We start from the raw sequence: 24,978 nt of genomic DNA, 5'->3' as shown, positions 1-24,978 counted from the left end.
CCATGGCCCTTATATCTGAAATCGACTACGGAACACCAAAATCCACCTCGACAGAGATGGTCACGCTAACGATAGACGGCCGCGAGATCACCGTGCCGGCGGGAACGTCCATCATGCGTGCTTCGAGAGAAGCGGGCATCGATGTTCCCAAACTCTGCGCCACCGATATGGTCGATGCCTTCGGTTCCTGTCGCCTCTGTCTCATCGAGGTGGAGGGCCGCAATGGCACCCCCGCCTCCTGCACCACGCCAGTGGCGGCCGGTCTTGTCGTCCACACCCAGACGGAACGCCTGAAGCAGATCCGCAAGGGCGTGATGGAGCTTTATATCTCCGACCACCCGCTCGACTGTCTCACCTGCGCCGCAAATGGCGACTGTGAATTGCAGGATATGGCCGGCGCCGTCGGCCTGCGTGACGTGCGTTACGGCTATGATGGCGACAACCATGTGAAAGCCCGTGCCGGCGATGGCGACCTCAACGCCAACTGGATGCCCAAGGACGAGAGCAACCCGTATTTCACCTACGATCCGTCGAAGTGCATCGTCTGTTCCCGCTGCGTGCGCGCCTGTGAGGAAGTGCAGGGAACGTTCGCGTTGACGATCGAAGGGCGCGGCTTTGAAAGCCGTGTTTCGCCCGGCGCGCACGAGGCATTTCTTGATTCCGAATGCGTTTCCTGCGGCGCCTGCGTGCAGGCCTGTCCGACGGCGACGCTGACTGAAAAATCGGTGATCGACATCGGCCAGCCCGAACATTCGCTGGTCACCACCTGCGCTTATTGCGGTGTCGGCTGTTCGTTCAAGGCGGAAATGCGTGGCGAAGAGCTGGTTCGCATGGTGCCGTGGAAGGACGGTCAGGCAAACCGTGGCCATTCCTGCGTCAAGGGTCGCTTTGCTTATGGTTATGCCAGCCACCGCGACCGTATTCTCAACCCGATGGTCCGTGAAAAGATCAGCGACCCGTGGCGCGAAGTGACGTGGGACGAGGCATTTGCCCATGTCGCCGCCGAATTCCAGCGCATTCAGGGCAAGTATGGCCGCGAATCCATCGGCGGCATCACTTCTTCCCGCTGCACCAATGAAGAGACCTTTCTGGTCCAGAAGCTCATCCGCGCCGGTTTCGGCAACAACAATGTCGATACCTGCGCCCGCGTCTGTCATTCGCCGACGGGGTACGGGTTGGGGCAGGCGTTCGGCACCTCTGCCGGAACGCAGAATTTCGATTCCGTCGAACATTCGGATGTTGTCCTCGTCATCGGCGCCAACCCGACGGACGGGCACCCGGTGTTCGGCTCACGCTTGAAGAAGCGGCTGCGCCAGGGCGCAAAGCTGATCGTCATCGATCCCCGCCGCATCGATCTCGTTCGCACGCCGCATGTGGAGGCGTCGTTCCATTTGCCGCTGAAGCCTGGAACGAATGTTGCGGTGCTGACAGCCCTTGCCCATGTCATCGTCACCGAAGGATTGTTCGACGAGGCCTTCATCCGCGAGCGTTGCGACTGGTCGGAATTCGAGGACTGGGCCGCGTTCGTGGCCGAACCTCAGCATGGTCCGGAGGAAACCGAAAGCTTTACCGGCGTTCCCGCCGAGGAGCTGCGCGGTGCCGCCAGGCTCTTCGCCAAGGGCGGCAATGGCGCAATCTATTACGGGCTTGGCGTTACCGAACACAGCCAGGGCTCCACGACCGTCATGGCGATTGCCAATCTGGCCATGGCGACCGGCAACATTGGTCGCCCCGGTGTCGGCGTCAATCCGTTGCGCGGCCAGAACAATGTGCAGGGGTCCTGCGACATGGGGTCTTTCCCGCATGAGCTTCCCGGTTATCGTCATATATCCGACGATGCCACCCGGGAAATATTCGAAAAGCTCTGGGGCGTTACCCTCAACAACGAGCCGGGGCTGCGCATCCCCAACATGCTGGATGCAGCCGTCGATGGTAGTTTCAAGGGCATCTACATTCAGGGCGAAGACATCCTCCAGTCGGACCCGGACACCAAGCATGTTTCAGCCGGTCTTGCCGCGATGGAATGTGTTGTCGTGCACGACCTGTTCCTGAACGAGACGGCGAACTACGCGCATGTCTTCCTGCCGGGTTCCACCTTCCTCGAAAAGGATGGCACGTTCACCAATGCCGAACGGCGCATCAATCGTGTGCGCAAGGTCATGTCGCCGAAAAACGGCTATTCGGATTGGGAGGTCACCCAGAAGCTGGCTCAGGCCATGGGGCTGAACTGGAGCTATACGCACCCGTCGCAGATCATGGATGAAATCGCGGCGACGACGCCTAGCTTTGCCGGCGTTTCCTATGACTATCTGGAGAGCAGAGGCTCGGTGCAGTGGCCGTGTAACGAAAAATTCCCGGAAGGCTCGCCGATCATGCATGTGGACGGGTTCGTGCGCGGCAAGGGCAAGTTCATCCGCACCGAATATGTGGCGACGGACGAGCGTACCGGCCCGCGCTTTCCGCTGCTGCTCACCACCGGCCGCATTCTGTCGCAGTACAATGTCGGCGCGCAGACACGGCGCACCGAAAACGTCGTCTGGCATGAGGAGGATCGTCTCGAAATCCATCCGCATGATGCCGAACAGCGTGGCGTCAAGGATGGTGACTGGATCAAGCTCGCCAGCCGCTCGGGCGATACGACGCTACGGGCGCTAATCACCGATCGCGTTGCGCCGGGGGTGGTCTATACCACCTTCCACCATCCGGGCACGCAGGCAAACGTCATCACCACCGACTACTCCGACTGGGCGACGAACTGTCCGGAATACAAGGTCACTGCAGTTCAGGTCTCGCCCTCGAACGGGCCGACCGAATGGCAGGAAGGATATGACGCGCTCAGCCGCCGTTCGCGGCGGATCGCAGGCAAGCTCGAGGCGGCCGAATAGTCGGGGCCGGGGCAATCCCGGCCTTTTGAAAACGTGAACGTCGTCCGTCAGGCGGCGCGGGGAAACAGCCATGTTGCTTAATCACACCGACGAAAAACTGGTGAGAATGGCGAACCAGATCGCGACTTTTTTCCTTTCCCAGCCGGAGGATATCCGCGTTGAGGGGGTCGCCACCCACATTAACAAATTCTGGGAACCCCGTATGCGCAAACGGTTTTTCGAGATGGTTGATGCCGGTGCCGGGGAGTTTTTGCCGCTGGTGCTCGCAGCAGCGCTCAAGATCAAGAGGCCCGGGGTGTCCGCCGCCGATGCGGTCGGGCTTGGCAAGGATGCCACGGGAACGCCGGAGGGCAAGGGCGTTGCTGCGGGCGAGTCCTTGTCCGAACCGAGCATTCCCGAAACCACGTAAAGCCAGGCGGTAACACGCCGCAAACAGGTATTGCCGGATGGGGGACATCCGGCGATCTCGGTAACGCCCGGTCAATGCGGCCATTGGGGCGTATTATTGTTGTCCAGACATTCACGAGGGAGGTAGTGTCGATGGCAGTAGCAGGCGTATCTGCGGGAGGGCCGGCGCAAGCCGGGCTTCTGGACCGCGAACGGATCATAGCAAAACCGGGCTTCAACCGCTGGCTGGTGCCGCCGGCGGCTTTGGCCATTCACTTGTGTATCGGCATGGCCTACGGCTTCAGCGTCTTCTGGCTGCCGCTGTCCAAGGCATTGCCGGCAACGGACCCCAGTTGCTCCAGCCTCACCCTTGTCGGGGCGCTGTTCACCACCGAGTGCAACTGGCGTGTGGCCGATCTTGGCTGGATCTATACGCTCTTCTTCGTACTGCTCGGATGCTCGGCGGCGATCTGGGGCGGTTGGTTGGAAAGGGTCGGGCCGCGCAAGGCCGGCTTCGTTTCCGCCTGCTGCTGGTGCGGCGGCATTCTGGTTGCAGCGCTTGGCGTGATGACGCACCAGCTCTGGCTGATGTGGGTCGGGGCAGGTGTCATCGGCGGCGTTGGTCTTGGTCTCGGTTACATCTCGCCGGTCTCGACATTGATCAAATGGTTTCCGGACCGGCGCGGCATGGCAACCGGCATGGCCATCATGGGCTTCGGCGGCGGTGCAATGATCGGCGCACCGCTTGCCAATCTGCTCATGAACACCTTCAAGACGGATACTTCAGTCGGTGTCTGGCAAACGTTCGTCGTCATGGCATTGATCTATTTCGTCTTCATGATGGCGGGTGCCTTCGGTTACCGCATTCCACCGGCGGGCTGGCGTCCGGAAGGCTGGACGGCCCCGGCGGCCAAAAGTGCCATGATCACCAATCGTCACGTTCATCTGCGTGATGCGCACAAGACGAAGCAGTTCTGGCTCATCTGGGCGGTTCTGTGCCTCAACGTGTCGGCGGGTATCGGCGTGATCGGCATGGCATCGCCAATGTTGCAGGAGATTTTCGCGGGTTCGTTGATCGGTCTGCCCGGCGTTGGTTTTGCGGACCTCAACATCGAGCAGAAAGCATCGATCGCCGCCATCGCGGCCGGGTTCACGGGCCTGCTGTCGCTGTTTAACATCGGTGGCCGCTTCTTCTGGGCTTCCATGTCCGACAAAATCGGCCGCAAGAACACTTACTTCTGCTTCTTCGTGCTTGGCATCATTCTTTATGCGCTGGCCCCGACGCTGGCAACGATGGGTTCCAAGGCGTTCTTCGTTCTTGCCCTCGGCATCATCCTGTCGATGTATGGCGGCGGCTTTGCAACCATTCCCGCCTATCTTGCCGACATCTTCGGCACGCAGTTCGTCGGCGCGATCCATGGCCGCCTGCTGACGGCATGGGCAACGGCGGGTATCGCCGGGCCTGTTGTCGTCAACTATATCCGCGAAGCACAGATTGCGGCCGGTGTCGCGCCGGGTCCCGCACTCTATACCAGCACCATGTACATCCTGGCGGGGATGCTCGCGATCGGCCTCATCGCCAACGCGTTTGTCCGGCCGTTGCCGGAGAAATGGTTCATGTCCGATGCGGAGGTCGCAGCACTTCAGGCCAAGACCGCCGCCGCCAATGCAGGGCCCACCGGTTCCTTCGGTATCGGCAGGGGTGGCTTGGACGCCAAGGCCGCACTGGCCTGGGCAGCCGTCGGCATACCGCTTCTCTGGGGCGTGTGGGTCACGGTCAAAAGCAGCCTTGTGCTGTTTGGCTGATTGCAACAAACATCAGATGGTCCGGGCAGCCCTGTGGCTGCCCGGATTTGTTTTCAGGCCTTGAGTGACAGGCGGGCATTCTCGAAGGGCAGGCCGTCATCGTCAGTCGACCTGCGCGAGAGTTCAAGGAAGCCGAGCGAACGGTAAAACCGCATCGCCTGCTCATTGGCGGTATAGACCTCAAGCGACAATTCACCCTTGAGATCAAGCGCGTGGGCGATGAGCCTGCGCCCGATACCCTTGCCCTGTTGTGCCGGTGCGACGAACAGGCCTCCGATGAAACTGTCGAGCAGGCTGATGAAGCCGACAGGGTCACCGGCCTGCGTTGCGACGAAAGTCTCCGATAGCGGCAGATAGGTATCTTCGATCAGTCTTTGCTGCTCGCGCAAACGCTGCGTGCCGATAAAGGGATGTGCCAGCAGCGAGGCATCGAGCCAGATGCGTGACAGGATTTGCGTATCCGCTGCCGCGTCAAACGGCCGGATGTCGATAGATTTGATATTCATGGAAATTCCGCAGAATTAGACATGCCAAAGGGTCAGCTCCGTTTTCAGAGCCGGCTGAAACCGCGATGGGCGGTCAGATTTTCAACCTCTGCGCATAAATCTCCCTGCTTCGAAACCTGTATTTAACGCTGCTGCGCATCAGGGTCAACAAAGGGAAAGGCGGGCTTTCCTCAAGCTCCTGCCGGCAGGGCCAGCGAACAGGTAAGCCCGCCATTTTCGCCGCGCTCCAGCCTGATGCTGCCGCCATGAAGCTCCACAAGTTCCTTGACGATGGTAAGACCGAAGCCGTCACCCGGAACGGTCTCGTCCATGCGTCTGCCCGGCTGGAAAGCCTCCGAAATCCGGTTGTCCTCGATGCCCTGTCCATCGTCCGAGATCACGATCCAGACGTCGCGTCCGGTCTTTTTCGCGGAAATACAAACCGCGCTTTTGGCCCATTTGAATGCGTTGTCGATGATATTGCCAACGATCTCGTCCAGATCCTCAGGCGTGACATGCAATAGCAACTCGGGGTCCACATCGACTGTTGCGACAATCCCCCGGTCGGCATGAATACGCGACATGATATCAACGATATCGTCTATTCTCGGTTTGAGCGCGGTCACCGTGGCCGTGCCGCCTGCTGCGGTCTTGCGGGCTCTTGCCAGATGGTGGCGGATGCGCTGGTCGATCCTGTCCACAAGCGCACGCATTTCGCGATCCGGGTCGTTGGTTTCGTTGAGCGCAAGGTAGAGGCTTGTCACGGGAGTTTTCAGACCATGGGCGAGATTTGCAAAGTGCAGACGTGTTTCCGCAAGCCTCTCGATATTCTGCTCCACGAGACGGTTGATTTCGCCCGAGGCTGGACGCAGTTCCTCGACATCCGCCTCCGGCAACCTGTCGAGTGTGCCTGCCGAAATCGAGGAAATATCGGCGGTGAGTTGCCGCAGTGGTCGCAGACCATATCTGACCTGCAGGAAAATACCGCCGACGAGGCTCGCGCCCAAGAGGGTCATGGCAGGTATCAACCACAGAAGCGCGCTGCGGGCGGGTGCAACCAGCGCGAATTGCGGCGCAGTGGCAGTGATTTCGACGAGGTGCTGTCCAACCATGGTTTGAATGGATCTGAGATAGAGCTTCTCGCCGTGAAAATCGGTATTCGCGCCGGGACGAGGGCCGTGGCCCATCATTTTGCGCCATTCGAACGGGGAGGGCGGGTTGGTTATGGTTTGCCCCGCGAGCGACCGAGAGACGATCGCTACACCCTCGCCGGTGATCTGCCAGTACCAGCCGGAGCCGCGCCTGTCGAATGGCGGGCCGTCCAGCGCGGCGTTGAGTGTCACGCCGCCGCTTGCGCTGCCGGAGAGCGCGCTCCGCAATCCCTCTATCTGCGTGTCGAGCCGTTGGTCGATCTGCTCACGCACCACGCCGGCAACAATGAGATAGAGTATGATGGAGGCGACGATCACGGTCGCGGTGACGAAAACCACGGAAAAAACCGTGAGTCGGCGCGAGATCGACGAACCCGGAATGGCCGAAAACTCCCTCATGGCTCTGCCTTCAGCATGTAACCGCGCCCGCGAACGGTCTCTATATGCCCGGCACCGATCTTGCGCCGCAGGCGGGCAAGGATCACTTCGATGGAATTGGAATCCACTTCCGCATCGCCCTCATAGACCCGTTCGATGAGTTCGCGGCGGTCGACCACCACTTCCTTGCGCAGGATGAGGCAGGAGAGGACCCGCCACTCCAGCGCGGTCAGCTTCAACGGCAAGCCGTCCTGTTCGAAGGTTCCGAGCTGCGCATCGAAGATGAGCGAACCGCAGGTGATGGCGGAGGCGGCGTGGCCGGTGGCGCGGCGAACGAGTGCACGCAGCCGCAGCACCAGTTCTTCTACCTTGAACGGCTTGGTGAGAAAATCGTCTGCTCCCGCTTTGAAACTCGCCACCTTGTCCGGCCATCCGTCACGCGCGGTCAAAACGAGCACGGGCAGGTTCCGCTGCGCCGACCGCCATGATTTCAGAACCGATACGCCATCGATTTTCGGTAATCCCAGATCGAGAACGGCCACGTCGTAAAGTTCGGTAAGCCCGGCATGTTCGGCATCCTCGCCATTCTGCGCGATGTCGACGACAAAATTTTCCGCCCGCAGGCTGGTTGCGATGCGCCGGGAAAGATCGGTATCGTCTTCAACGAGAAGTATGCGCATGGTCCTGCCGTTTCGGTTTCGTGGGCGGTGTTTTAACTAGGCCCGGAAGGCTTAACTCAACCTGAACCACAAGGTTCAGGCTGCTGGTGGTGCCTGGCAGGTAAAAAGGCCCTGTCAATCAAACAGGAGACCACCATGTCCCACTCTGAAGAGAATAACGAAATCGCAGCACCGAAGGCCACTTCTGACACTCCCGTGCCGCCGCACCGGAAACATCGCCGTAAAACCGGAGCTTTCGCCTTTGCGGCCGTTGCCATGCTGGCCGTTGGGGCAGCTGCCGGAGCCGGTGCGGTGAAGCTGACACGCCCGACACCCGAGATGGCGCCGATGACGCCCGTTGCCATTTCCACCGTCAAGGAAGGGAATCTCGTGACCCTGAAGGGCAAGGTCGCCGAGATTTTCGGCAACAAGTTCATTGTTCAGGATGATAGCGGCCGCGCACTCATCGATACCGGCCCCGAGGGCGACAATGGGAAGGTCGTGACTGTCGATGAAGCGGTCAGCGTTCAGGGCCGTTTCGACAGGGGTGTCCTGCGGGCAAGCTATGTCGTCCGTCAGGATGGCAGTATCGAGGCACTAGGACCGGCAGGCCGTCCGCCGCATCATGGTCCTAAAGAGGATATGATGCGCGGGCCAAAAGGCGACGGCCCGATGGGTGAGATGATGCCTAACCCCAAACCCTGATATCGGGGCCTGATCTGCGCCAGACGGCGCGGGCTCGAAGACGATAACCGTCCCGAGCCCGCACCGCCGGTTTTTTAAGGTTTAGCCTGCACGCTTCAACTGCAGACGCGAGACACCCGCAGCGATGTTAACGCCGGTGCCGACTTCGGCGCTGAGCGGCTGAAGCGCGAAGTTCTTCGCATTGCCGCCGATCAGTGCATTGGCGCCCAAGCCTACGCCGACCGATGCGGCAGCGGAGGCGCCAACATAGTTGCCGCTCAACGCACCATCACCCACGCGGCTGGCTGCGGTGTTCAGCACGATCCAGCTCATATAGGTCTTGCCGGTTACGCCGATATCGAGACCGAGCTTGCCGATCGTGCCGGTATAACGCTCGGTCTTGCCGGAGCGCTGGCGAAACTCGCAGGCCACGCTCTTGCTGGAGCCGACCACAAGGCCGACGCCGCCGGCAATTTCGCACGACAGGGTGCCGACGCGTTCCTTCTGCGCGGTTTCCATGGGGCGCTTTGCATTGTGCTTCGTTTCGGCTGAAGCAATCGGGGCAAGGGCCAGGGTTGCAATCGCGGTTGCGAGAACGAATGTCTTCATTGTTTTTCACTCCTGTTGTTATTCGCTAGATGGACGCGCCGGGACGGCGTCTCCAGATAGGTGCAAGGCCGCTGCCGTATCGCCAGATCGGCGATGATGGGCCGCGACGCGAAACATTCTGCGATGATGACCGCATGTTCGAAGGCAGAGAGTGTTTCCACCTCTCCGGAGAGCACGATACGGCCCTCCACGGAGGTGACGGAGATCGAGCTTTTTTCCTGCCCGTCCGCATAGGCGATCACGGCTTGCAACGCGGCGCACAGGCTGATCTCCTGGGGATCGCAGCTTGACACCTGGTTTGCATCGCACGAGAGCATCATCGTGAAACCTCCTGCCTTGAACATAGATGGTTCACTTGAGAACTTTGTTGACGGCGTCCTTTGCCTGTCCGAGCTTCTCCTGCGCCTGGCCAGCCAGTTTCTCGGCCTTGCCTTCTGCCTGAAGCTTGTCGTTGCCGGTGATCTTGCCGGCTGCTTCCTTGATGGTGCCCTTGGCTTGACGGGCGATACCTTCGATACGGTTATTGTCCATGACGAACTCCTTCCATCGTTAGAGGGTGCCGCTGTTGGTAGCGGCATGATGGTAAGGTAGTTCGGGAAAATCACAGTTTGCAGAGCAATAGCTACTAGTTGAACTGGTACAAACTGACCTATTTTCGCGTTCGGCTGCGGTTATTTTTCCCTATGGCCGGTAAAACCGCGCTCGCGTGCCCAGATCACGGCGGCGGTGCGGCGGTTGACGCCGATCTTGCCGTAGAGTGAGGCGATATGGTTGCGGATCGTATGCTTGGACAGGTTCAGCCTGTCGCTCATTTCCTTGTCGCTGCATCCATCGCAGATCAGTGACAGGATTTGCTCCTCGCGCTCGGTGAGATCCTTGAGGGAGGCTGAAGACGTTGTGCCGCGGGAGTTCTGTCGCAGCCCCGCCAGCCGCTCGACAACCGTCCGGCTGAACCAGGATGTATCGGTCATGACGCTTTCGATCGCTTCAATCAGTTCGTTCTCGGTTCTACGCCGCTCAGTCACGTCCTGTATCGCCCAGATGACACAGAGCTGATCGTTGATCTCGGCGCGTTCGGCGGAAACGATGCATTCGGCCAAACCGCCACCGGAAAGATTCATGCGCATGTTCTCATCGCGGATGGGGATGTTGTCCTTCAGCCGCTTTTCGAGATCGCGGCGCGCGCCCGCGTCCTCCCACAGCCGCAATTCGCTGGCCGTCTTGCCCACGACTTCGGCCTCGTTGCGTCCGCACAGCACCAGAAACGCGTCATTGACTTCCATCAGCACGAAGTCGTCCAGCCTCGAAATCGCTGCCGGGACAGGCGACAGGCGAAAGGACTTGAAGAAGCGCTCCTCGCTCTGTCGCAGAGCGTTCTGGGCTTTGCGGCGGCCGTCCAGATCGGCGAAGGTGAACAGCATGCACGGTTCTTCGGCAACGGCGATCGTTTCGCCGGCCACGATGACCAGCCTGTCGCCGCCGGGGATGGGAATGAGCGCCTCGCGCTGACGGATGAGCCGGCCATCCTCCAGCTTTTTCAGGGCGTCCTCGCCTGTATCGCACTCGGAAAACAGTCCGAGTTCCTCGACATTGATGCCGATGATCTCTTCACGGCTGAACCCGGTCATCTCAAGGAAACCCTGATTGACGCGGATGAAACGCTTGTCCTCGAGCCGGCATATCAGTCCCGGCGCCGGATTTGCATTGAAGGCGCTCTCGAAGCGCGCCTCCGCCTCAAAACGCGGCGTTTCGTCCCGGATGATCAAGACCAGAACATCCGGTTTTGCGCCAGCATCTTCAAGAACGAGCCCGCGCACCGTGTGGACCCAGCATTCCGCTTCATCGCCGCTTGGCGATATCTCTACCGTCACATCTTCGAAGGTCTCGCCCGCCAGAAGCCGTTCAAGCGGATATTGCCCCTCGTCGAGCAGGTGGTTGTTGCGGTATCGAAGCGTGAAATTTCGCCGATAGGCAGCGGCATCCTCCCCAAGCTCAGGCATCGCTTCTATACGGTGCATCTGAAGGGCGGCCTTGTTGGCCCAGGCTATCGTTCCGTCGTTTTCGAGCAGGATCAACCCGTCGCTGAGGCCAGCTATGAGGTTTTGCAACACGAGCCGGTTGATCTTGGGAATGTTTACGCTGTCGTCCATGTTGCCCCCGGTATTTCAATGCTTTGTGCCCGATATAACGCGCGGTTCCGCCAAGCGTTGCAGGGCAGGCGTGTCGCTTGGCCTTCCCGCATGGTTTGCGATGCCGGTTGCTTGCTCTCAGGTCCATTTGAGCTACTATGCGCTGATGGCGGGGAGGCCATTCTACAGGAGGGTTCATGAATTACCGGTCTTTGAAACGGCGTATGGTTTTGAAACTTGCGGCTACGGCTGCTTCGTTTTGCATGATGGGACTGACGGCGAGCGCGCAGGGTTTTCCTGATCGAACGATTACGCTGGTCGTTCCCTTCGCGGCAGGTGGCTCAACCGACGTGGTTGCGCGTGTCATCGCACAGAAAATGGGTGATGAGCTTGGTCACCAGATCGTCGTTGAAAATGTTGCCGGTGCAGGCGGTAATCTCGGTGCCGACCGTGTCGCACGCGCAGAGCCTGACGGTTACACGATCCTGATGGGCACCGTTGCTACCCATGCCTTGAACCCGCTCATTCTCAAGACAAAGCCTTACGATCCGCAAAAGGATTTCGCCCCGGTCTCGCTTCTGGTCGTGGTTCCCAATGTGCTTGTTGTCAATCCGAAGCTGAACGTCAACAGCGTTGCGGAATTGATCGCGCTTCTGAAAGCCGAACCGGACAAATATGCCTATGCCTCGTCCGGCAATGGCACGCCGCTGCATCTTTCAGGGGAATTGTTCAAGAGCATGACCGGTGTGAGCATGCAGCACGTTCCCTATAAAGGTGCCGGCCCCGCGCTCAACGATCTTCTCGGCAACCAGATTTCGATCATGTTCGACAATCTGCCGTCGTCGTCCGGCCACATAAAATCCGGCACATTGCGGGCGCTTGGCGTAACGACTGCCGAGCGGGCGTCATCATTCCCGGATCTGCCGACCATTGCCGAAACAGTACCCGGTTATGAAACCTACACGTGGAACGCGCTGTTTGCGCCTGCCGGCACACCGGCCGATGTGGTGGACACACTGAATGCGGCGGCCAAGAAAGCGCTTGCCGATCCGGGTGTGGCGGCCCGCATGGCCGAATTCAGCGCCAAGATCGTCGGCTCTTCGCCCGATGAGCTGAAAAGCCACGTTGCAGCCGAAATCGCCAAGTGGGAACCGGTCGTCAAGAACGCAAACGTCCAGATGGATTGACCAGATATGTTCTCGCCGCGCACCCGAGCCTGGGTGCGGCGGGAAGCGCCACCACGCAAAAAAAAGTGGCCGAAGCTTTCATTGGCATCGGCCACGTTCGTTGCCGTCACACCAGCTGATGTGTCGTTTTCGCATCACTTGCCATAAGGTTGCAATTACCCGGTTGGCAACGGCGAACAGCTCAGGTACAAATTTCTCACCGCGTCAGATCGAACATAGGGAGGCGTTGCATGACATCATCATTCATCAAGTTCCTCCCGCGTGGAATGAACCGACACTAGGTCATTTCCATTCGTGGCCCGCCCCGAGCGCGCCCCACATGCGGTTTTGTTTTCCTTCATAGCCCGATTGATCTGACGGGATCATTTTTGTTTTCCGCCCGGGCTGTGCCATCCAACTTCCGTTTTTGAGGACCGGTTGCCGAACGCATGGCGCCGTGCTGGTTAAAATGTCTCGCAAGAAGCTCGATTTCCGCGCCGATGCCTATCGCCATGTGCTCGGCTTTGTTTTCCACCATTGGAGCCACCGGCGGGCATTGGTGGGCTTTATTGTTGTGCTGGTGATTGCCAGCACGCTGGCCGAAGTCATGGTGCCGGTTTTCTCCGGCCAGATCGTCGATGCCATTGCCGGCGGCAACGGGGCTGACCGGGCGCTGCGCGCCTTCGTCGTCGTCGTGGCGCTGGGCTTGACCAGCGTGGTCCTGCGCTGGTTCGTGTTTAACGGCATCATCAGGCTGACGCTGAAAACCATGGCGGATGTGGCGAATAACGGTTTCTACCGGGTGCAGCGGTTCTCAACCGACTGGCACGCCAACAGCTTTGCCGGTTCCACGGTTCGCAAGATCACGCGTGGCATGTGGGCGCTTGATTCACTCAATGACGTGCTTCTTATCGCCCTGTTGCCCTCCATCGTCATGCTGGTGGGCGCAACCGTCGTGCTGGGTAGTTACTGGCCGATCATGGGCTTGATCGTGGGCACGGGGTCGCTGATCTATGTCGGCGTCACCGTGTTGCTCTCCATGGGCTTCGTATCGCCGGCGGCAAGACTTGCAAACGCCTGGGATACCAAGCTTGGTGGCGCGCTGGCAGATGCCGTCAGCTGCAATTCGGTGGTCAAGGCTTTTGGCGCCGAGACCCGCGAAGAGGCGCGGTTGCGCCATGTGCTGGCCAAATGGGACAACCGTACGCGAAGGACATGGAAACGCGGCACGCTGAACGGCACGATCCAGGGCTTCATGATGGTGTCCATGCAGGCCGGTATTCTGGGAACAGGCCTTGTCATGTGGCAGCAGGGGCTGGCGACGCCGGGCGACATCACCTTCGTGCTGGCGATGTTCTTCGTCCTGCAGGGCTATCTGCGTGATGTCGGTCAACACATCCGTAACCTGCAACGTGCCGTCAACGACATGGAAGAGTTGGTGTTGCTCGACAAGATGCCTTTGGGTGTCGAAGACAGGCCGGATGCCCGGCCGATCAGGATAGAGAAGGGCGAAATCGTTTTTGACAACGTCACTTTTCAATATGGCGCGCATCCCAGCCCGCTCTATGAGGACTTTTCAGTCATCATCAGGTCGGGTGAGCGTGTGGGGCTGGTCGGGCATTCGGGGTCGGGAAAGACGACATTCGTCAAGCTTATCCAGCGGCTTTACGATGTGAATTCCGGCTCGATCCGCATTGACGGCCAGGACATCGCCAAGGCCAGGCAGGCAAACCTGCGCAGCCAGATCGCCATCGTGCAGCAGGAACCCATCCTGTTCCACCGCACGCTGGCGGAAAACATCGCCTATGGCCGGCCGAGCGCCTCGCGGCGTGAGATCGAGCAGGCGGCGAGGCAGGCAAGCGCCCATGACTTCATCATGTCCCTTCCCAAGGGCTATGAGACGATGGTGGGTGAGCGCGGCGTTAAATTGTCTGGCGGGGAGCGGCAGCGTGTCGCCATTGCCCGTGCCTTCCTCGCGGATGCGCCGGTGCTGATTCTGGACGAGGCGACATCGAGCCTCGACAGCGAAAGCGAAGTGCAGATCCAGGAGGCCATGGAACGCCTGATGGATGGCCGCACCACGCTGGTGATTGCGCACCGGCTTTCCACCGTGCGGGCGCTTGACCGTCTGCTGGTGTTCGACAAGGGCAAGATTGTCGAAGAGGGCGACCACCAGGCGCTGATCCGTCTGAACGACGGCATCTATCGCCGGCTGTTCGAGCGGCAGGCGCTGGAACTGACCAAGGGTCTGGTGGCTTAAAAAATGAAACGCCGGGGCAATGCTCCGGCGTTTTTCTTTTGCGCGACGGCCAACAAATGCTCGCGGTCAAACACTTAGCTAATCGACGAAGTTTTCCTTGCGTTAGAGCCGTGCTGCATGATAGTTAGCATTATGACTAAGCATTCGCCCGAACTATCGCTGATCTTTCAGGCTCTGGCCGATCCGACACGCCGGTCTATTCTAACGAAGCTCGCGCAAGGGCCTGCCCGCGTCATGGAATTGTCCGCTCCCACGGGGCTGCGCCTGCCGACCGTGATGCGGCATCTGTCGGTACTGGAGGAGGCGGGACTTATCCGCACCTCCAAGGATGGGCGGGTGCGCACCTGCGCTATCGTGCCCGAGGCTCTGGAGCCGGTGCGGACATGGCTTGATGAACAGCGGGCCATTTGGGAGAGCCGGCTCGACCGGTTGGAGGCATTTGCAATGCAGGCTGCGAAGGAGCGCACGGAATGATGTCGAAACTCAATCAGGACGGCACCCGTGCTGAACCCCATCTTGGCGATGGCCGCTTTGCAACACTGAGCTTCGAAAGGGTGGTCGCTGTTCCATTGTCGGTCCTCTGGCAAGTGTGGACGTCGCCTGCCGCGCGGGCTGTCTGGGCAGCGCCCACGCCCGCCGTGACCGTGGAGTTTCTGGAAGCCGATACCAGAGTTGGCGGACGCGAAGTTTCGCTCTGCAAGGTCGATGGGCAGCCTGATATTCGCTGCGAATGCGGGTGGCTGGAATTGCAGCCAGCGTTGCGCAGCGTCAATTACGAGGTGGTGTCGTCCGGCGACGTGACGCAGTCCGCGGCGCTGGTGACCGCTGATTTTTCGGCGACGGAGCAGGGCAGTCGCGTTGTCGTAACCGTGCAGCTTTCCTCCTTGGCTGCGGATATGCAGGCGGGTTACCGGCAGGGCTTCGGTGCCGGTCTTAACAATCTGGCCGAGGTGGCCAGACGAACAATGGTGCTGGAGCGAACGATAAGGGCGCCGCGCAACATCGTCTGGAAGGCCTGGATGAATTCCGAGACGCTGCCGCAATGGTGGGGACCGGAAGGGTTTTCGTGTCGCACGAAGAGAATCGATCTGCGAACCGGCGGCGAGTGGGTGTTCGACATGATCGGACCTGACGGCACTGTCTTCCCGAACCATCATCGATATATCGAGGTCAGGCCTGAGGAGAGGATCGGCTACACGCTGCTCTGGGGCGAAAACGGGCCGAAACATGCCGACGCCTGGGCTTCGTTCGAGGATCAGGACGGCGCGACGAAGGTCGTGCTCGGTATGGTGTTCAGCACGGAAGCCGAGTTCCAGGACGCGAAGGATTTTGGCGCTATCGAACTGGGTCAGCAGACGCTCGGTAAACTGGAACGCTTTGTTTTCGCATCGTAATCGCACCGGGACTGAACTTCAACAGGGGCGTGATGCCCTCTCGGGGTAACTGGATTATCGGCCCCGCGTTCCTGCCGTCACGGTGATTTTCAGATTGCGTTGACGGCAGAAATCATAATTTGCATCACCCGGTTTTCACCGTTCCGCACACAGCAAAAATTAAGGAGATTGCGACACTGATGTCTCGACTACCTTTTGGAGAGTGATGATGCAGTCACGACGTTGGCGTGTGATAGCCGTGGGGATATTTCTGGCCATAGTTGGCGCCGCGCTGCCCATTGCCGCCATGGCCTGGACGTCCTGGCGTATCGCCATTCAAAAAGAACTCTTCATTCTCGACCTCGTCGCCGAAAGATCGCTTGTTCGTGCCGGAAATACATTCAGGCAAGCGCAAGGGGCATTGGAAGCAATTGAAACGGCGCACCCTCCCGCATGTTCGGATCAGCATATTGCACAAATGCGGATGGTGACGATCAACGTCCCCTCAATCGAGGAGATTGGCTATTTCGAAAACGGCTTCATCAAATGCACCTCCTGGGGCCGCGCCGCTGGCGACGTAGCCAAATCCCATGTCGACTACGTCACACCGGACGGCCTTGAAGTGACGTTGCGTATCCAACCCGGCATCAGCCACGGCGACCAGATGACGAGCCTGCATCTCGGCCACCACAACGCGCTCGTCGCACCTTCCAGATTTGCTGATATTGTGCTGCGGGACGGGATGTCTCTCGCGATCCTCAACGATAAAGCTGCGGTCATCAGCACGCAGAACCTTCCCGATACAGGGGTTCTGGCCACGTTGCCGACAAAAGAGGGACAGGGCACGACGGACGCATGGCTTTATTCGGTGGTAAAGGAGAATGCGCTGACGGCGGTGGTTCTCGAGCCAAGGGCGGCGTTGCGAACGAGGCTGGTGCGGGAGTTGACTATCCTTTTGCCCATTGGCGCATTCATTGCGCTCTTTATCGTCGGCATCGTCATCTGGATGTCGCGCAAGCGGTTGTCGCCGGAAACGGAACTGGAAATCGCAGTCCAGAACCGTGAATTCATCGTCCACTATCAACCGATCATCGAACTCAAGACCAATATATGCGTGGGCGCCGAAGCGCTTGTCCGCTGGCGGCGGCCTGATGGCACGCTGGTGAGGCCAGACCTCTTCATTCCGCTGGCGGAAGAAACAGGGCTGATAGAGCCCATCACCGATCAGGTCGTTGAAGCCATTATTGCAGATCTTGGTACCATGCTCGTTGGGGATCGCAGCGCACATATCGCCATCAATCTCTGCGCCGAAGATGTAAAATCAGGCCGGATACTAGACTTCATCGATCAACGCCTTGTCCGCGCGGATATACGCAAGGAGCAGATATGGCTTGAAGCGACGGAGCGCGGTTTCATCGACATTGAAGCGGCGCGCGTGACGCTGGACAGAGCTCGCAAGGCCGGGCATTCCGTGGCAATTGACGATTTCGGAACCGGCTATTCCAGCCTTCAGTATTTGCAGGGACTGCCGTTGGACGCCCTGAAAATCGACAAGTCCTTCGTTGATACGATCGGCAGGAACACGGCAACGAGCACCGTGACACTCCATATTATCGAGATGGCGCGTGAGCTTGGACTGTTTTCGGTTGCGGAAGGTATCGAGAGGCCGGAGCAGGCGGCCTATCTGCGGGAACATGGTGTGGATTTTGGTCAGGGCTGGCTGTTTTCCAAGCCGCTTCCGGCCGAGGAATTCATCGCCTTTCACCGTCGGAACAAGTCGACATACGGCTCCGCTCCCGAGGTCATTCAGGTCGCGTCGGTCTAGGTCGAGCGAGACCTGAGCGTCTTGATGCTACCCGTCGCTATCCGGCCAGTTCTTCCGTAATGACTTCGAACCGCTTCAGGATAGCCGGACCGAAGGCGGTGGACAGGGCGACGTCCGTCGCATCTCGTCCTGTCGCCATCAAGATGCGTCCGATGCGGGGCCTGTTGTGACGGGCATCGACCGTGTACCAACGGCCGCTGAGATAGACTTCGAACCAGGCGCTGAAATCCATCGGATTGGGGTCCTTCGGCACGCCGATATCACCGAGATAGCCGGTGCAATAGCGAGCGGGGATATTCATGCAACGGCAGAGGGTGATCGCAAGATGTGCGAAATCGCGGCAAACCCCGGTCCGGTCGATGAAGCCGCCATATGCCGTCCTGAGCGGATCGGCTTTCTCGTAGTTGAAGACAATATGGGAATGCACAAAATCGAGGATCGCCTGCACACGGGGCCAGCCGAGCGGTGTTGCCGAGAAATTTTTCCAGGCGAAGTCCGCTAGGCGGTCGGTATCGCAGTAACGGCTGCCTAGCAGGAACACTAGAACATCGTCTGGTAAATCCTTGATATCGTGCTGGAAAGCGTTTTCAGGAACCGGATCTGGCAGGCCGCCGTCATATATGTCGAACCGCGTCGAGATCGTCGTCGCGCCTGGCGGTGCGGTTATGCGGCTGCAGGCGTTCCCGAAGATATCCATGTAACCCCAGGCCTCGATCGGCCTGTCGAAGGTCAGCACCTGTTCGGTGAGCAGATCTGCGCGCCGGCTGGGGTGGAGATTGAGAACAAGCAGCATTGCCGTCTCATTCTCGCATTCATAAGCAATATCGAACCCGGCGCGAATCTTCATTCAGTACATCCTTTATGAGCCATCTTGATGTTGTTCACGCTGAAACGCTTTCACGCCCTCGGGCGGGCGATCGTGCGTCATCAAGGCGCGGCATTGTAGCCGCGCCCGCCTTTGATTTCACTTTACTGGCGGTGAAGCCTTGCCGAGTTTTACGGAAGGTTCCCGTCCCCAGACACGCAGCTTGCCAAGGTTCGCCACGAAGCCAGCGAGGCCTTCCTCACCTGGGAGGATAATCGTGCCCTCGTCAAGATCGCCTGCGATACCGGCCTTTTCCAGCAATGGCAGCGCCGACTGGTCGTAACCCATGAACTTGCAGTGCTGGAAAGCATCGGCCACGAAGTCACGCGCCGTCGCCTCGTTGACCAGATCGTCTATCCCCTCGGCAGAAGTCAACAGTGCAACTGCATCGAAGAGAACCGATGGCCCGCCGTCGATCATGTGATGGGCCGCAATCCAGCTCCCGTCTGAGGCGGTGACGCCACCTACCTTCGGGGCTATCAATTCGCAGACGGCTTTTTCCTTGGTAATCGCCGACATCAGGCCGTTCAGCAATTTGGCGTCGACACCATCGGTGACGAGTATACCAAGCTTGCGGCCTTCGAAGCGTTTCGGACCACGCTCGACGATGCTGAGCGCCGGCGAGGGTTCCAGATCCTGACGTGTCGGCATAGCCGCATCCGCCGGCTTCGGCATGGACTTGAAACCCAGCTTCTGCGCGACGGTGTTTGCCAGCGTCTCGTCGATGTTCATGAGATGCGACACCATGCGTTCGCGGATCACGGCTGTTTCCACCTTGCTTAGTTCAAATGTCAGGGCTGCCGCAATATGACGCTGTTCTGGCGGGGTCTGGCTGATGTAGAATTGCCGTGCCTGGCTGTAGTGGTCGGCAAAGCTCTCGGGGCGCAGCCGCGCCTTGATCCCCTGTTCTTCTGCCGGAAAATGACGATAGCCCCGGCTCGGCGACTCTCTCGGGCCTTCACCGAACGAGTTCGGCTGGTAATTCACCCTGCCAACAGGATTGCGCATGGCCATGTGGCCATCCTGCTGGAAATGCGCGAAGGGACACTTCGGTGCATTGATCGGCAGGTGGGTGAAGTTTGGCCCGCCAAGGCGTTTCAGCTGGGTGTCGAGATAGGAAAAGTTGCGACCCTGCAACAACGGATCATTGCTGAAGTCGATACCCGGCGGCACGTTCTGCGTCATGAACGCAACCTGCTCGGTCTCGGCAAAGAAGTTGTCGGGCATACGGTCGAGTACCAGTCGTCCGACCGGCTGCGGCTTCAGGATTTCCTCGGGGATGATCTTTGTCGGATCGAGCACGTCGAAATCGAAGCTGTCGGCAAACTTCTGATCGAAGAGCTGCACCTGCAATTCCCATTCCGGGAAGTTGCCGGACTGGATCGCCTGCCACAGATCGCGGCGATGGAAATCGGGATCGGCGCCATTGATCTTGACCGCCTCGTTCCAGGCGACCGATTGAAGCCCGAGCTTCGGCTTCCAGTGGAACTTGACGAAGGTTGATTCATCCTTGGCATTGACCAGACGGAAGGTATGAACGCCGAAACCCTCCATAAAGCGGAAAGACCGCGGTATCGTACGATCCGACATGGCCCACATGACCATGTGCATGCTTTCCGGCGTCAGGCTGATGAAGTCCCAGAAATTATCATGGGCCGTCTGCGCCTGCGGAAAAGCCCGGTCAGGTTCCTGCTTGGCGGCGTGGATCAGATCGGGAAACTTGATGGCGTCCTGAATGAAGAAGACAGGAATATTATTGCCGACGAGATCCCAGTTGCCTTCCTGTGTATAGAGCTTCACTGCGAAACCGCGCACGTCGCGCGCAAGGTCAGCTGAGCCCTTGTTGCCCGCAACCGTCGAGAAACGGACGAAGGCTGGTGTCTTTTCGCCGGCGCGCTGCAGGAAATCCGCCTTTGTGTATGCGGAGAAGGACTCGTAGGTCTCGAAGAAGCCATGCGCGCCGTAACCGCGAGCATGCACGACGCGCTCGGGAATGCGCTCATGGTCGAAATGGAAGATCTTTTCACGGAAATGGAAATCATCAACGACGAGCGGACCACGCGGCCCGACCCTTAGAGAATTCTGGTCGTCCGCGACCGGCCCCCCTTGAGCGGTCGTCAGCACCGGCGCGTCGTTTTCGGCTGTCTGATGCAGCTCGCCGCCAGCACCGCGCTCCAGCTTCTGGTCATGGATCGTCACGGTTTCGGTCTTGTCGCTTGGTGATGTGGAGGTGGTCTTGGCCATGGTGTGGCTCCTGAATTGGAAGGGGCCTATCCGACCCGGAAATGAAAAAGCCGCCCTAAAAAGCGGCCTAAGCTTGGAAGGGTCCCCGCACGGTCCTCGGCAGAGCCTTCAGCACTTGTTGTTCGGCGAGACAGATGTCCTTGAGCGTATCGAGGAACAGGTCATGCAATGTAGTTTCCGCAGGCATGTGGGAATCCGATCAACTTTGAATGATGTAACTGGACAACCCCTGAGTGGAGACGATGTTCCTGCTCCCGGAAAAGAATTCACACTCCGGTCTGCGGTGGCATCGCAGCGATGCCAGTAACCGGTTGAATAGGCGGACGTTCCTCATCCGGCAGAGATAGTTCTGTGGCGTTTCGACGATGATGGAACTGCAAGGTCTGCAAATTCTATTTTCAGATTGGCGGAACCATGAGGCCCGACATGTTGTTTCCCTGTCGAGCCTGCACTGAAGGCTACAACGAGGAAAAATCATGAAAAAGCTTCTTTTAGCCGCCGCGCTTCTCGGCGCGTCGACCCTTGGCGCCTTCGCTCAGACGTCCACCGCTCCAGCCACCGATGGCAGCAAGCCTGCCGTCGCTACGCCAGACACCAAGAATGCGACTGCGCCTGTGGAAGGCGCAAACAGCTTTACCGAGGAACAGGCGAATAAACGCCTTATGGACGCCGGATATGCCGAAGTGACCGGTCTTACGCTCAACGACAAGGGCGTGTGGCAGGCCAAGGCCTCGAAGGACGGCAAGTCTGTAAACGTGGCGCTCGACTATCAGGGCAATATTGTCGCTAACTAATTCAATCTTTGGGAGAATCCTATGAAGACCGTTACCGGACTTTTCGACGACTACTCCGATGCCAGCGCCGCCGTTACTGCACTGGAACAACGCGGCGTCCCGTCTAAAGATATCAGCATTGTTTCCAACAATGCAGACGAACGCCATGGCAATGATTCAAAAGCTGCTGAAGGCGCAGGCACGGGTGCCGGCATCGGCGCTGCTGTCGGTGGTGTTGGCGGCCTGTTGACAGGCCTTGGCATCATGGCAATTCCCGGCGTCGGACCGGTGGTTGCGGCAGGCTGGCTTGCCGCGACGGCGGCAGGCGCTGTTGCCGGTGCCGTCGCAGGCGGCGCCGCCGGCGGCCTTATCGGCGCGCTGACGGACGCCGGCGTTTCCGAAGACCATGCCCATGTTTACGCAGAAGGCGTTCGCCGGGGTGGCACGCTCGTGACCGCGAAGGTCGAGGACAGCCTTTACACGGACGCCGAAGAAGTCCTGCGCCAGTCCAACTGGGTTGATCCGGACAAGCGGCGCGCGGCCTATGCCGAAGACGGTTGGTCACGGTTTGACGACACGCTCGATCCTTATGAGCCCACTGAAATCGAACAGGAACGTCTGCGTTACAGACGCTAAGCGTTAGAAACAGGGAAGGTCGGCATGTGCCGGCCTTCTCTTTGATAGCCTCGGGGCAGGTGAAAGTGCCGGTCATTGCAACAGCTGGATGGTCGATCCCCAAGACTGTGGCGCACCGTTTTCCCGAAACGGGAAGTGGGCTTAGCCGATATGCTGCCGTATTCAACGGCGTCGAGATCAACTCCACCTTTTATCGCCACCACCGGCCAACGACGTTCGAGCGTTGGGCAAATTCGGTGCCCGATGACTTCCGCTTCGCCGTGAAGCTGCCGCGCGAGATCACGCATGAGCGCCGGTTGCGGGAAATCGGACAAGTCTTCAAGGCATTTGTTGGGGAACTTGCGGCGCTGGATGGCAAGCTTGGACCCTTATTGTGCCAGTTGCCACCCAATCTCGCATTTGATGTCTCCGACGCGGAGGCCGCGTTTGATACTATGCGTCAGACCTTTCCCGGCATGCTGGTACTCGAACCGCGTCACACAAGTTGGGCTACGCATTCAGCGCAAGAGGTTCTGCAACGCTATGCCATTGATCGTGTGCTGGCCGATCCTGCACCGGTCTGGCCGGCCAGTGATTTCTCCGAGCCGCCCAAATATGTCCGGCTCCACGGCGCTCCCCGGATTTATTATTCCGACTACAGCGCCGCCGAAATCCTCTCGTTTAGAAAACGCCTTTCCGCCGAATCCTGGTGCGTTTTCGACAATACCGCCTCCGGTGCCGCAATAAAGAACGCGCTTGCAATGCTCGATGATTGCGCAACCACTAAACGGTGCGCAGACTGAAATCATGTTTCAGCAGTTGGCAAAAGCGCATGAAGGCGTGACGCCTTAAAGCTGCCTTCTTGCGGTACCGATTGCGATAACAGGGCCGGTTGCCTGACCAGTTGGTGATCCACCGAAGGGTTCCACGCTGATCGCGAAGGTCGTGCCTTCCGAAATGTTGTTACGCATATCCGCCGGGATAATGAGATCGCCATTCGTTCCGGGCTGGAAGACACCGAGCGAGCGGGTCTTGCCGCCATCCATCACAAGCCACAGTTCCAGTGATTTCTCATCGGCCTTGCCGGTCGCAACCGGTATAATGTGCATCCTGCCGGTCTCTGCATCATAGGATGCAAGCAGGTTGACCTGACTGTCCGTTGTCGAAAGTTCGGCTACCAGCGGAGCTGTGCCCTGCCATTTTTCGGGAAATGCGGCGTAAACGATCGCTGCCACGGCAGCCGCGCTCGTGGCGACAGATATCCATCGCCAGAAGGATGCGGAACTCCACAGGCTGCCATTGGCGATGCTGGTCTTGCTGCCGAACAGGCGTTCTTCAATGCGGGCGAGAATGGCCGCACTCGGCGCCTGTTCTTCGTAATCCACGTTGAAGTCTGAAAATTCGCTTTCCCAACGGTGGACCAGCTGCGCGAAGACCCTGTCGTCCTGCATGCGCCGCTCGACCTCACGACGCTTTTCAAACGGCAGCACGCCGAGCACATATTCGCCAGCGAGGATTTCGTCGCGCGAATGCATGCCCTCGCTGTTTTCGCTCGTTGTCATCGCTGCATGCACTCTCTGAGTTTGAGAAGGCTTCGCCGCAGCCAGGTTCTGACCGTGTTGAGTGGCACCCGCAATTCTTTGGCGAGTTCGATATAGCTCAGCCCTTCGATATAGGCACGACGCACCGCCTGCGCATGAACCGTTTCAAGTTCCTGCATGCAATTGTCGATCCTGCGACCCTCATCGGCCAGAACGACCTGCTGCTCCGGATTGCGGATGCTGTCATCGGCAAGGTCATAGGCTTCGTCAATGTCGTCGCCCACGGGTTTGCGCGCCCTGATCGTATCGATCGCATGGTTGCGGGCGATTGCGGCGAGCCACGTCGACGGTGTGCCGGCGCTTGCTGCAAATGTGAGGGCTCTTTGCCAGATCTTGATATAGACTTCCTGAAGCGCTTCTTCGGCTTCGGTCCTGTCACGCAGGATTTTCAGGCAGATGGCATAAAGCTTCGGGCTGGTGGCTTGATAGAGGGAAACGAATGCCGAGCGATCGCCCATGCCGACGCGGTTTATGAGCGTTGCTATCTCTGTACCCTGCATTCGAACATCCCTTCTTGCGCCTCCTATATAGGGTTGTCCTTTGTGGGAAGGCAAGGCATGCGCGAAATGAAGTTCACGTCTTCCCGGCCAAAAATTGGCCGGGTGGAAGCAGGCGGCAGGGATGGTCGCTGTCATAACACACCTGCCGGATTTTGCAGTGGACCGACCAGCCGTACGGTGACGAGGTAACCGATGATGGCAGCGGCTGCGGAGACGAAGGTGCCCCACAGAAGATCTGCGATGGTCAATGTCGTGGACCAGCTTTTCAACGTTGCCTGATTGGTGAGATCATATGTGGCATAGGCCATGAAGCCGACGGCTGCACCATAAAGCAACGCGGTCGTCCACTGGCCTGATATGAGGGCCGGACGAACCGCAAGAAAGGTCAGTCCGGCCGCGTAGATGAGATAAAAGATGATCGCCGGGGCCAGCCGGAAGTTCTCAGCCAGAAGATCGCCGATCGCCGGGCGATAAAGCCGCGACGCCATGGTGCTTAGCCAGATGAAGTCGATCACCAGAAAGGCGATGAGGGTGAAGAAGTAGGCTGAGATATAGGTCTTCATCGGTTTGTCCTTTCCAGAGT

General features: G+C 59.0%; 24 protein-coding genes and 1 pseudogene. 12 read left to right on the top strand and 13 right to left on the bottom strand.

Annotated elements, in window-relative coordinates; translation table 11 throughout:
- The first annotated feature begins 2 nt into the window (after positions 1 to 2).
- From fdhF to AB4Z23_RS19610, 3 genes are all read left to right on the top strand, one after another.
- On the top strand, positions 3 to 2,885 hold the full coding sequence (gene fdhF / locus AB4Z23_RS19620) for a formate dehydrogenase subunit alpha (protein WP_441360654.1): 2,883 nt from the start codon (positions 3 to 5) through the stop codon (positions 2,883 to 2,885).
- Positions 2,886 to 2,955: 70 nt separating this feature from the next.
- Positions 2,956 to 3,294: a formate dehydrogenase subunit delta gene (locus AB4Z23_RS19615; RefSeq protein ID WP_113291338.1), complete on the top strand. Its 339-nt coding sequence runs from the start codon at positions 2,956 to 2,958 to the stop codon at positions 3,292 to 3,294.
- 131 nt (positions 3,295 to 3,425) lie between these two features.
- Positions 3,426 to 5,078, top strand: a complete 1,653-nt coding sequence (locus tag AB4Z23_RS19610) for an OFA family MFS transporter (RefSeq protein WP_441360653.1) — start codon at positions 3,426 to 3,428, stop codon at positions 5,076 to 5,078.
- A gap of 53 nt (positions 5,079 to 5,131) precedes the next feature.
- On the opposite strand, the gene AB4Z23_RS19605 is transcribed toward AB4Z23_RS19610, so the two are convergent.
- From AB4Z23_RS19605 to AB4Z23_RS19595, 3 genes are all read right to left on the bottom strand, one after another.
- Positions 5,132 to 5,584 carry a GNAT family N-acetyltransferase gene (locus AB4Z23_RS19605; protein WP_441360652.1) on the bottom strand — a complete coding sequence of 151 codons (453 nt, stop codon included), beginning with the start codon at positions 5,582 to 5,584 and terminating at the stop codon, positions 5,132 to 5,134.
- A gap of 170 nt (positions 5,585 to 5,754) precedes the next feature.
- A complete protein-coding gene (locus AB4Z23_RS19600; protein ID WP_441360651.1) occupies positions 5,755 to 7,113 on the bottom strand; it encodes a sensor histidine kinase in 1,359 nt (452 codons plus the stop codon).
- Entirely contained in the window at positions 7,110 to 7,772 is a 663-nt protein-coding gene (locus tag AB4Z23_RS19595; RefSeq protein ID WP_441360650.1) for a response regulator transcription factor, read from the bottom strand. The genes AB4Z23_RS19600 and AB4Z23_RS19595 overlap by 4 nt, the downstream gene beginning before the upstream one ends.
- 135 nt (positions 7,773 to 7,907) lie before the next feature.
- Here AB4Z23_RS19595 and AB4Z23_RS19590 point away from each other — a divergent pair, with 135 nt between their 5' ends.
- Complete coding sequence (locus AB4Z23_RS19590; RefSeq protein ID WP_441360649.1) at positions 7,908 to 8,456, top strand: hypothetical protein; 549 nt, start codon at positions 7,908 to 7,910, stop codon at positions 8,454 to 8,456.
- A gap of 81 nt (positions 8,457 to 8,537) precedes the next feature.
- Here the strand turns inward: AB4Z23_RS19590 and AB4Z23_RS19585 are convergent, their stop codons facing one another.
- The 4 genes from AB4Z23_RS19585 to AB4Z23_RS19570 form a co-directional block, all read right to left on the bottom strand.
- Complete coding sequence (locus AB4Z23_RS19585) at positions 8,538 to 9,044, bottom strand: DUF992 domain-containing protein (protein WP_004431368.1); 507 nt, start codon at positions 9,042 to 9,044, stop codon at positions 8,538 to 8,540.
- Positions 9,041 to 9,364, bottom strand: coding sequence for a BON domain-containing protein (locus tag AB4Z23_RS19580; RefSeq protein WP_065661967.1), 324 nt, complete (start codon positions 9,362 to 9,364; stop codon positions 9,041 to 9,043). Before AB4Z23_RS19580 ends, AB4Z23_RS19585 begins: the two co-directional genes overlap by 4 nt.
- A 31-nt stretch (positions 9,365 to 9,395) precedes the next feature.
- Positions 9,396 to 9,575, bottom strand: coding sequence for a CsbD family protein (locus tag AB4Z23_RS19575; protein WP_004431371.1), 180 nt, complete (start codon positions 9,573 to 9,575; stop codon positions 9,396 to 9,398).
- Between the two features lie 140 nt (positions 9,576 to 9,715).
- Positions 9,716 to 11,194 carry a PAS domain S-box protein gene (locus AB4Z23_RS19570; RefSeq protein ID WP_441360648.1) on the bottom strand — a complete coding sequence of 493 codons (1,479 nt, stop codon included), beginning with the start codon at positions 11,192 to 11,194 and terminating at the stop codon, positions 9,716 to 9,718.
- A 176-nt stretch (positions 11,195 to 11,370) separates the two neighbouring features.
- Here AB4Z23_RS19570 and AB4Z23_RS19565 point away from each other — a divergent pair, with 176 nt between their 5' ends.
- The 5 genes from AB4Z23_RS19565 (at position 11,371) to AB4Z23_RS19545 (ending at position 17,797) form a co-directional block, all read left to right on the top strand.
- Positions 11,371 to 12,360 carry a Bug family tripartite tricarboxylate transporter substrate binding protein gene (locus AB4Z23_RS19565; protein WP_025594897.1) on the top strand — a complete coding sequence of 330 codons (990 nt, stop codon included), beginning with the start codon at positions 11,371 to 11,373 and terminating at the stop codon, positions 12,358 to 12,360.
- Between the two features lie 448 nt (positions 12,361 to 12,808).
- Positions 12,809 to 14,599 (top strand): ABC transporter ATP-binding protein, encoded by a 1,791-nt coding sequence (locus AB4Z23_RS19560; protein ID WP_441360647.1) that lies wholly within the window; start codon positions 12,809 to 12,811, stop codon positions 14,597 to 14,599.
- 132 nt (positions 14,600 to 14,731) lie between these two features.
- Positions 14,732 to 15,073 carry an ArsR/SmtB family transcription factor gene (locus tag AB4Z23_RS19555; protein WP_025594895.1) on the top strand — a complete coding sequence of 114 codons (342 nt, stop codon included), beginning with the start codon at positions 14,732 to 14,734 and terminating at the stop codon, positions 15,071 to 15,073.
- Complete coding sequence (locus AB4Z23_RS19550; RefSeq protein WP_441360646.1) at positions 15,070 to 15,993, top strand: SRPBCC family protein; 924 nt, start codon at positions 15,070 to 15,072, stop codon at positions 15,991 to 15,993. Before AB4Z23_RS19555 ends, AB4Z23_RS19550 begins: the two co-directional genes overlap by 4 nt.
- 208 nt (positions 15,994 to 16,201) lie before the next feature.
- Complete coding sequence (locus AB4Z23_RS19545) at positions 16,202 to 17,797, top strand: EAL domain-containing protein (RefSeq protein WP_441360645.1); 1,596 nt, start codon at positions 16,202 to 16,204, stop codon at positions 17,795 to 17,797.
- A gap of 37 nt (positions 17,798 to 17,834) precedes the next feature.
- On the opposite strand, the gene AB4Z23_RS19540 is transcribed toward AB4Z23_RS19545, so the two are convergent.
- The 3 genes and pseudogenes from AB4Z23_RS19540 to AB4Z23_RS19530 all read right to left on the bottom strand — a co-directional run.
- Entirely contained in the window at positions 17,835 to 18,644 is an 810-nt protein-coding gene (locus tag AB4Z23_RS19540; protein ID WP_441360644.1) for a transglutaminase-like domain-containing protein, read from the bottom strand.
- Positions 18,645 to 18,761: 117 nt separating this feature from the next.
- Complete coding sequence (catE, locus tag AB4Z23_RS19535) at positions 18,762 to 20,906, bottom strand: catalase C (RefSeq protein ID WP_441360643.1); 2,145 nt, start codon at positions 20,904 to 20,906, stop codon at positions 18,762 to 18,764.
- Between the two features lie 85 nt (positions 20,907 to 20,991).
- Positions 20,992 to 21,093: pseudogene (locus AB4Z23_RS19530) on the bottom strand (DUF892 family protein); the annotation flags it as partial.
- A 289-nt stretch (positions 21,094 to 21,382) separates the two neighbouring features.
- Between AB4Z23_RS19530 and AB4Z23_RS19525 the strand changes: the two are divergent.
- The 3 genes from AB4Z23_RS19525 to AB4Z23_RS19515 all read left to right on the top strand — a co-directional run bounded on the left by AB4Z23_RS19525 (position 21,383) and on the right by AB4Z23_RS19515 (position 23,097).
- Positions 21,383 to 21,700: a PepSY domain-containing protein gene (locus AB4Z23_RS19525; RefSeq protein WP_111796632.1), complete on the top strand. Its 318-nt coding sequence runs from the start codon at positions 21,383 to 21,385 to the stop codon at positions 21,698 to 21,700.
- Positions 21,701 to 21,721: 21 nt separating this feature from the next.
- Positions 21,722 to 22,315, top strand: coding sequence for a general stress protein (locus AB4Z23_RS19520; RefSeq protein WP_019566741.1), 594 nt, complete (start codon positions 21,722 to 21,724; stop codon positions 22,313 to 22,315).
- Between the two features lie 65 nt (positions 22,316 to 22,380).
- Complete coding sequence (locus tag AB4Z23_RS19515; RefSeq protein ID WP_441360642.1) at positions 22,381 to 23,097, top strand: DUF72 domain-containing protein; 717 nt, start codon at positions 22,381 to 22,383, stop codon at positions 23,095 to 23,097.
- Positions 23,098 to 23,142: 45 nt separating this feature from the next.
- Here AB4Z23_RS19515 and AB4Z23_RS19510 read toward each other — a convergent pair whose 3' ends face one another.
- The 3 genes from AB4Z23_RS19510 to AB4Z23_RS19500 all read right to left on the bottom strand — a co-directional run bounded on the left by AB4Z23_RS19510 (position 23,143) and on the right by AB4Z23_RS19500 (position 24,958).
- Positions 23,143 to 23,856 carry an anti-sigma factor gene (locus AB4Z23_RS19510; RefSeq protein WP_441360641.1) on the bottom strand — a complete coding sequence of 238 codons (714 nt, stop codon included), beginning with the start codon at positions 23,854 to 23,856 and terminating at the stop codon, positions 23,143 to 23,145.
- Positions 23,853 to 24,395: a sigma-70 family RNA polymerase sigma factor gene (locus tag AB4Z23_RS19505; protein WP_004431393.1), complete on the bottom strand. Its 543-nt coding sequence runs from the start codon at positions 24,393 to 24,395 to the stop codon at positions 23,853 to 23,855. Before AB4Z23_RS19505 ends, AB4Z23_RS19510 begins: the two co-directional genes overlap by 4 nt.
- Positions 24,396 to 24,526: 131 nt before the next feature.
- Positions 24,527 to 24,958, bottom strand: coding sequence for a DUF2177 family protein (locus tag AB4Z23_RS19500; protein WP_004431395.1), 432 nt, complete (start codon positions 24,956 to 24,958; stop codon positions 24,527 to 24,529).
- Positions 24,959 to 24,978: the final 20 nt, after the last annotated feature.

It is taken from the genome of Agrobacterium sp. MCAB5, from assembly GCF_052114365.1.
Classification (GTDB): domain Bacteria; phylum Pseudomonadota; class Alphaproteobacteria; order Rhizobiales; family Rhizobiaceae; genus Agrobacterium; species Agrobacterium tumefaciens.
Note: the sequence above shows the minus strand (reverse complement) of the source record. Positions and strands in the feature narration are given on the sequence as shown.

Coding starts and splice junctions, on each gene's coding strand:
- fdhF (WP_441360654.1), top strand. CDS start 3: ATGGCCCTTATATCTGAAATCGACTACGGAACACCAAAATCCACCTCG.
- AB4Z23_RS19615 (WP_113291338.1), top strand. CDS start 2,956: ATGTTGCTTAATCACACCGACGAAAAACTGGTGAGAATGGCGAACCAG.
- AB4Z23_RS19610 (WP_441360653.1), top strand. CDS start 3,426: ATGGCAGTAGCAGGCGTATCTGCGGGAGGGCCGGCGCAAGCCGGGCTT.
- AB4Z23_RS19605 (WP_441360652.1), bottom strand. CDS start 5,584: ATGAATATCAAATCTATCGACATCCGGCCGTTTGACGCGGCAGCGGAT.
- AB4Z23_RS19600 (WP_441360651.1), bottom strand. CDS start 7,113: ATGAGGGAGTTTTCGGCCATTCCGGGTTCGTCGATCTCGCGCCGACTC.
- AB4Z23_RS19595 (WP_441360650.1), bottom strand. CDS start 7,772: ATGCGCATACTTCTCGTTGAAGACGATACCGATCTTTCCCGGCGCATC.
- AB4Z23_RS19590 (WP_441360649.1), top strand. CDS start 7,908: ATGTCCCACTCTGAAGAGAATAACGAAATCGCAGCACCGAAGGCCACT.
- AB4Z23_RS19585 (WP_004431368.1), bottom strand. CDS start 9,044: ATGAAGACATTCGTTCTCGCAACCGCGATTGCAACCCTGGCCCTTGCC.
- AB4Z23_RS19580 (WP_065661967.1), bottom strand. CDS start 9,364: ATGATGCTCTCGTGCGATGCAAACCAGGTGTCAAGCTGCGATCCCCAG.
- AB4Z23_RS19575 (WP_004431371.1), bottom strand. CDS start 9,575: ATGGACAATAACCGTATCGAAGGTATCGCCCGTCAAGCCAAGGGCACC.
- AB4Z23_RS19570 (WP_441360648.1), bottom strand. CDS start 11,194: ATGGACGACAGCGTAAACATTCCCAAGATCAACCGGCTCGTGTTGCAA.
- AB4Z23_RS19565 (WP_025594897.1), top strand. CDS start 11,371: ATGAATTACCGGTCTTTGAAACGGCGTATGGTTTTGAAACTTGCGGCT.
- AB4Z23_RS19560 (WP_441360647.1), top strand. CDS start 12,809: ATGTCTCGCAAGAAGCTCGATTTCCGCGCCGATGCCTATCGCCATGTG.
- AB4Z23_RS19555 (WP_025594895.1), top strand. CDS start 14,732: ATGACTAAGCATTCGCCCGAACTATCGCTGATCTTTCAGGCTCTGGCC.
- AB4Z23_RS19550 (WP_441360646.1), top strand. CDS start 15,070: ATGATGTCGAAACTCAATCAGGACGGCACCCGTGCTGAACCCCATCTT.
- AB4Z23_RS19545 (WP_441360645.1), top strand. CDS start 16,202: ATGCAGTCACGACGTTGGCGTGTGATAGCCGTGGGGATATTTCTGGCC.
- AB4Z23_RS19540 (WP_441360644.1), bottom strand. CDS start 18,644: ATGAAGATTCGCGCCGGGTTCGATATTGCTTATGAATGCGAGAATGAG.
- catE (WP_441360643.1), bottom strand. CDS start 20,906: ATGGCCAAGACCACCTCCACATCACCAAGCGACAAGACCGAAACCGTG.
- AB4Z23_RS19525 (WP_111796632.1), top strand. CDS start 21,383: ATGAAAAAGCTTCTTTTAGCCGCCGCGCTTCTCGGCGCGTCGACCCTT.
- AB4Z23_RS19520 (WP_019566741.1), top strand. CDS start 21,722: ATGAAGACCGTTACCGGACTTTTCGACGACTACTCCGATGCCAGCGCC.
- AB4Z23_RS19510 (WP_441360641.1), bottom strand. CDS start 23,856: ATGACAACGAGCGAAAACAGCGAGGGCATGCATTCGCGCGACGAAATC.
- AB4Z23_RS19505 (WP_004431393.1), bottom strand. CDS start 24,395: ATGCAGGGTACAGAGATAGCAACGCTCATAAACCGCGTCGGCATGGGC.
- AB4Z23_RS19500 (WP_004431395.1), bottom strand. CDS start 24,958: ATGAAGACCTATATCTCAGCCTACTTCTTCACCCTCATCGCCTTTCTG.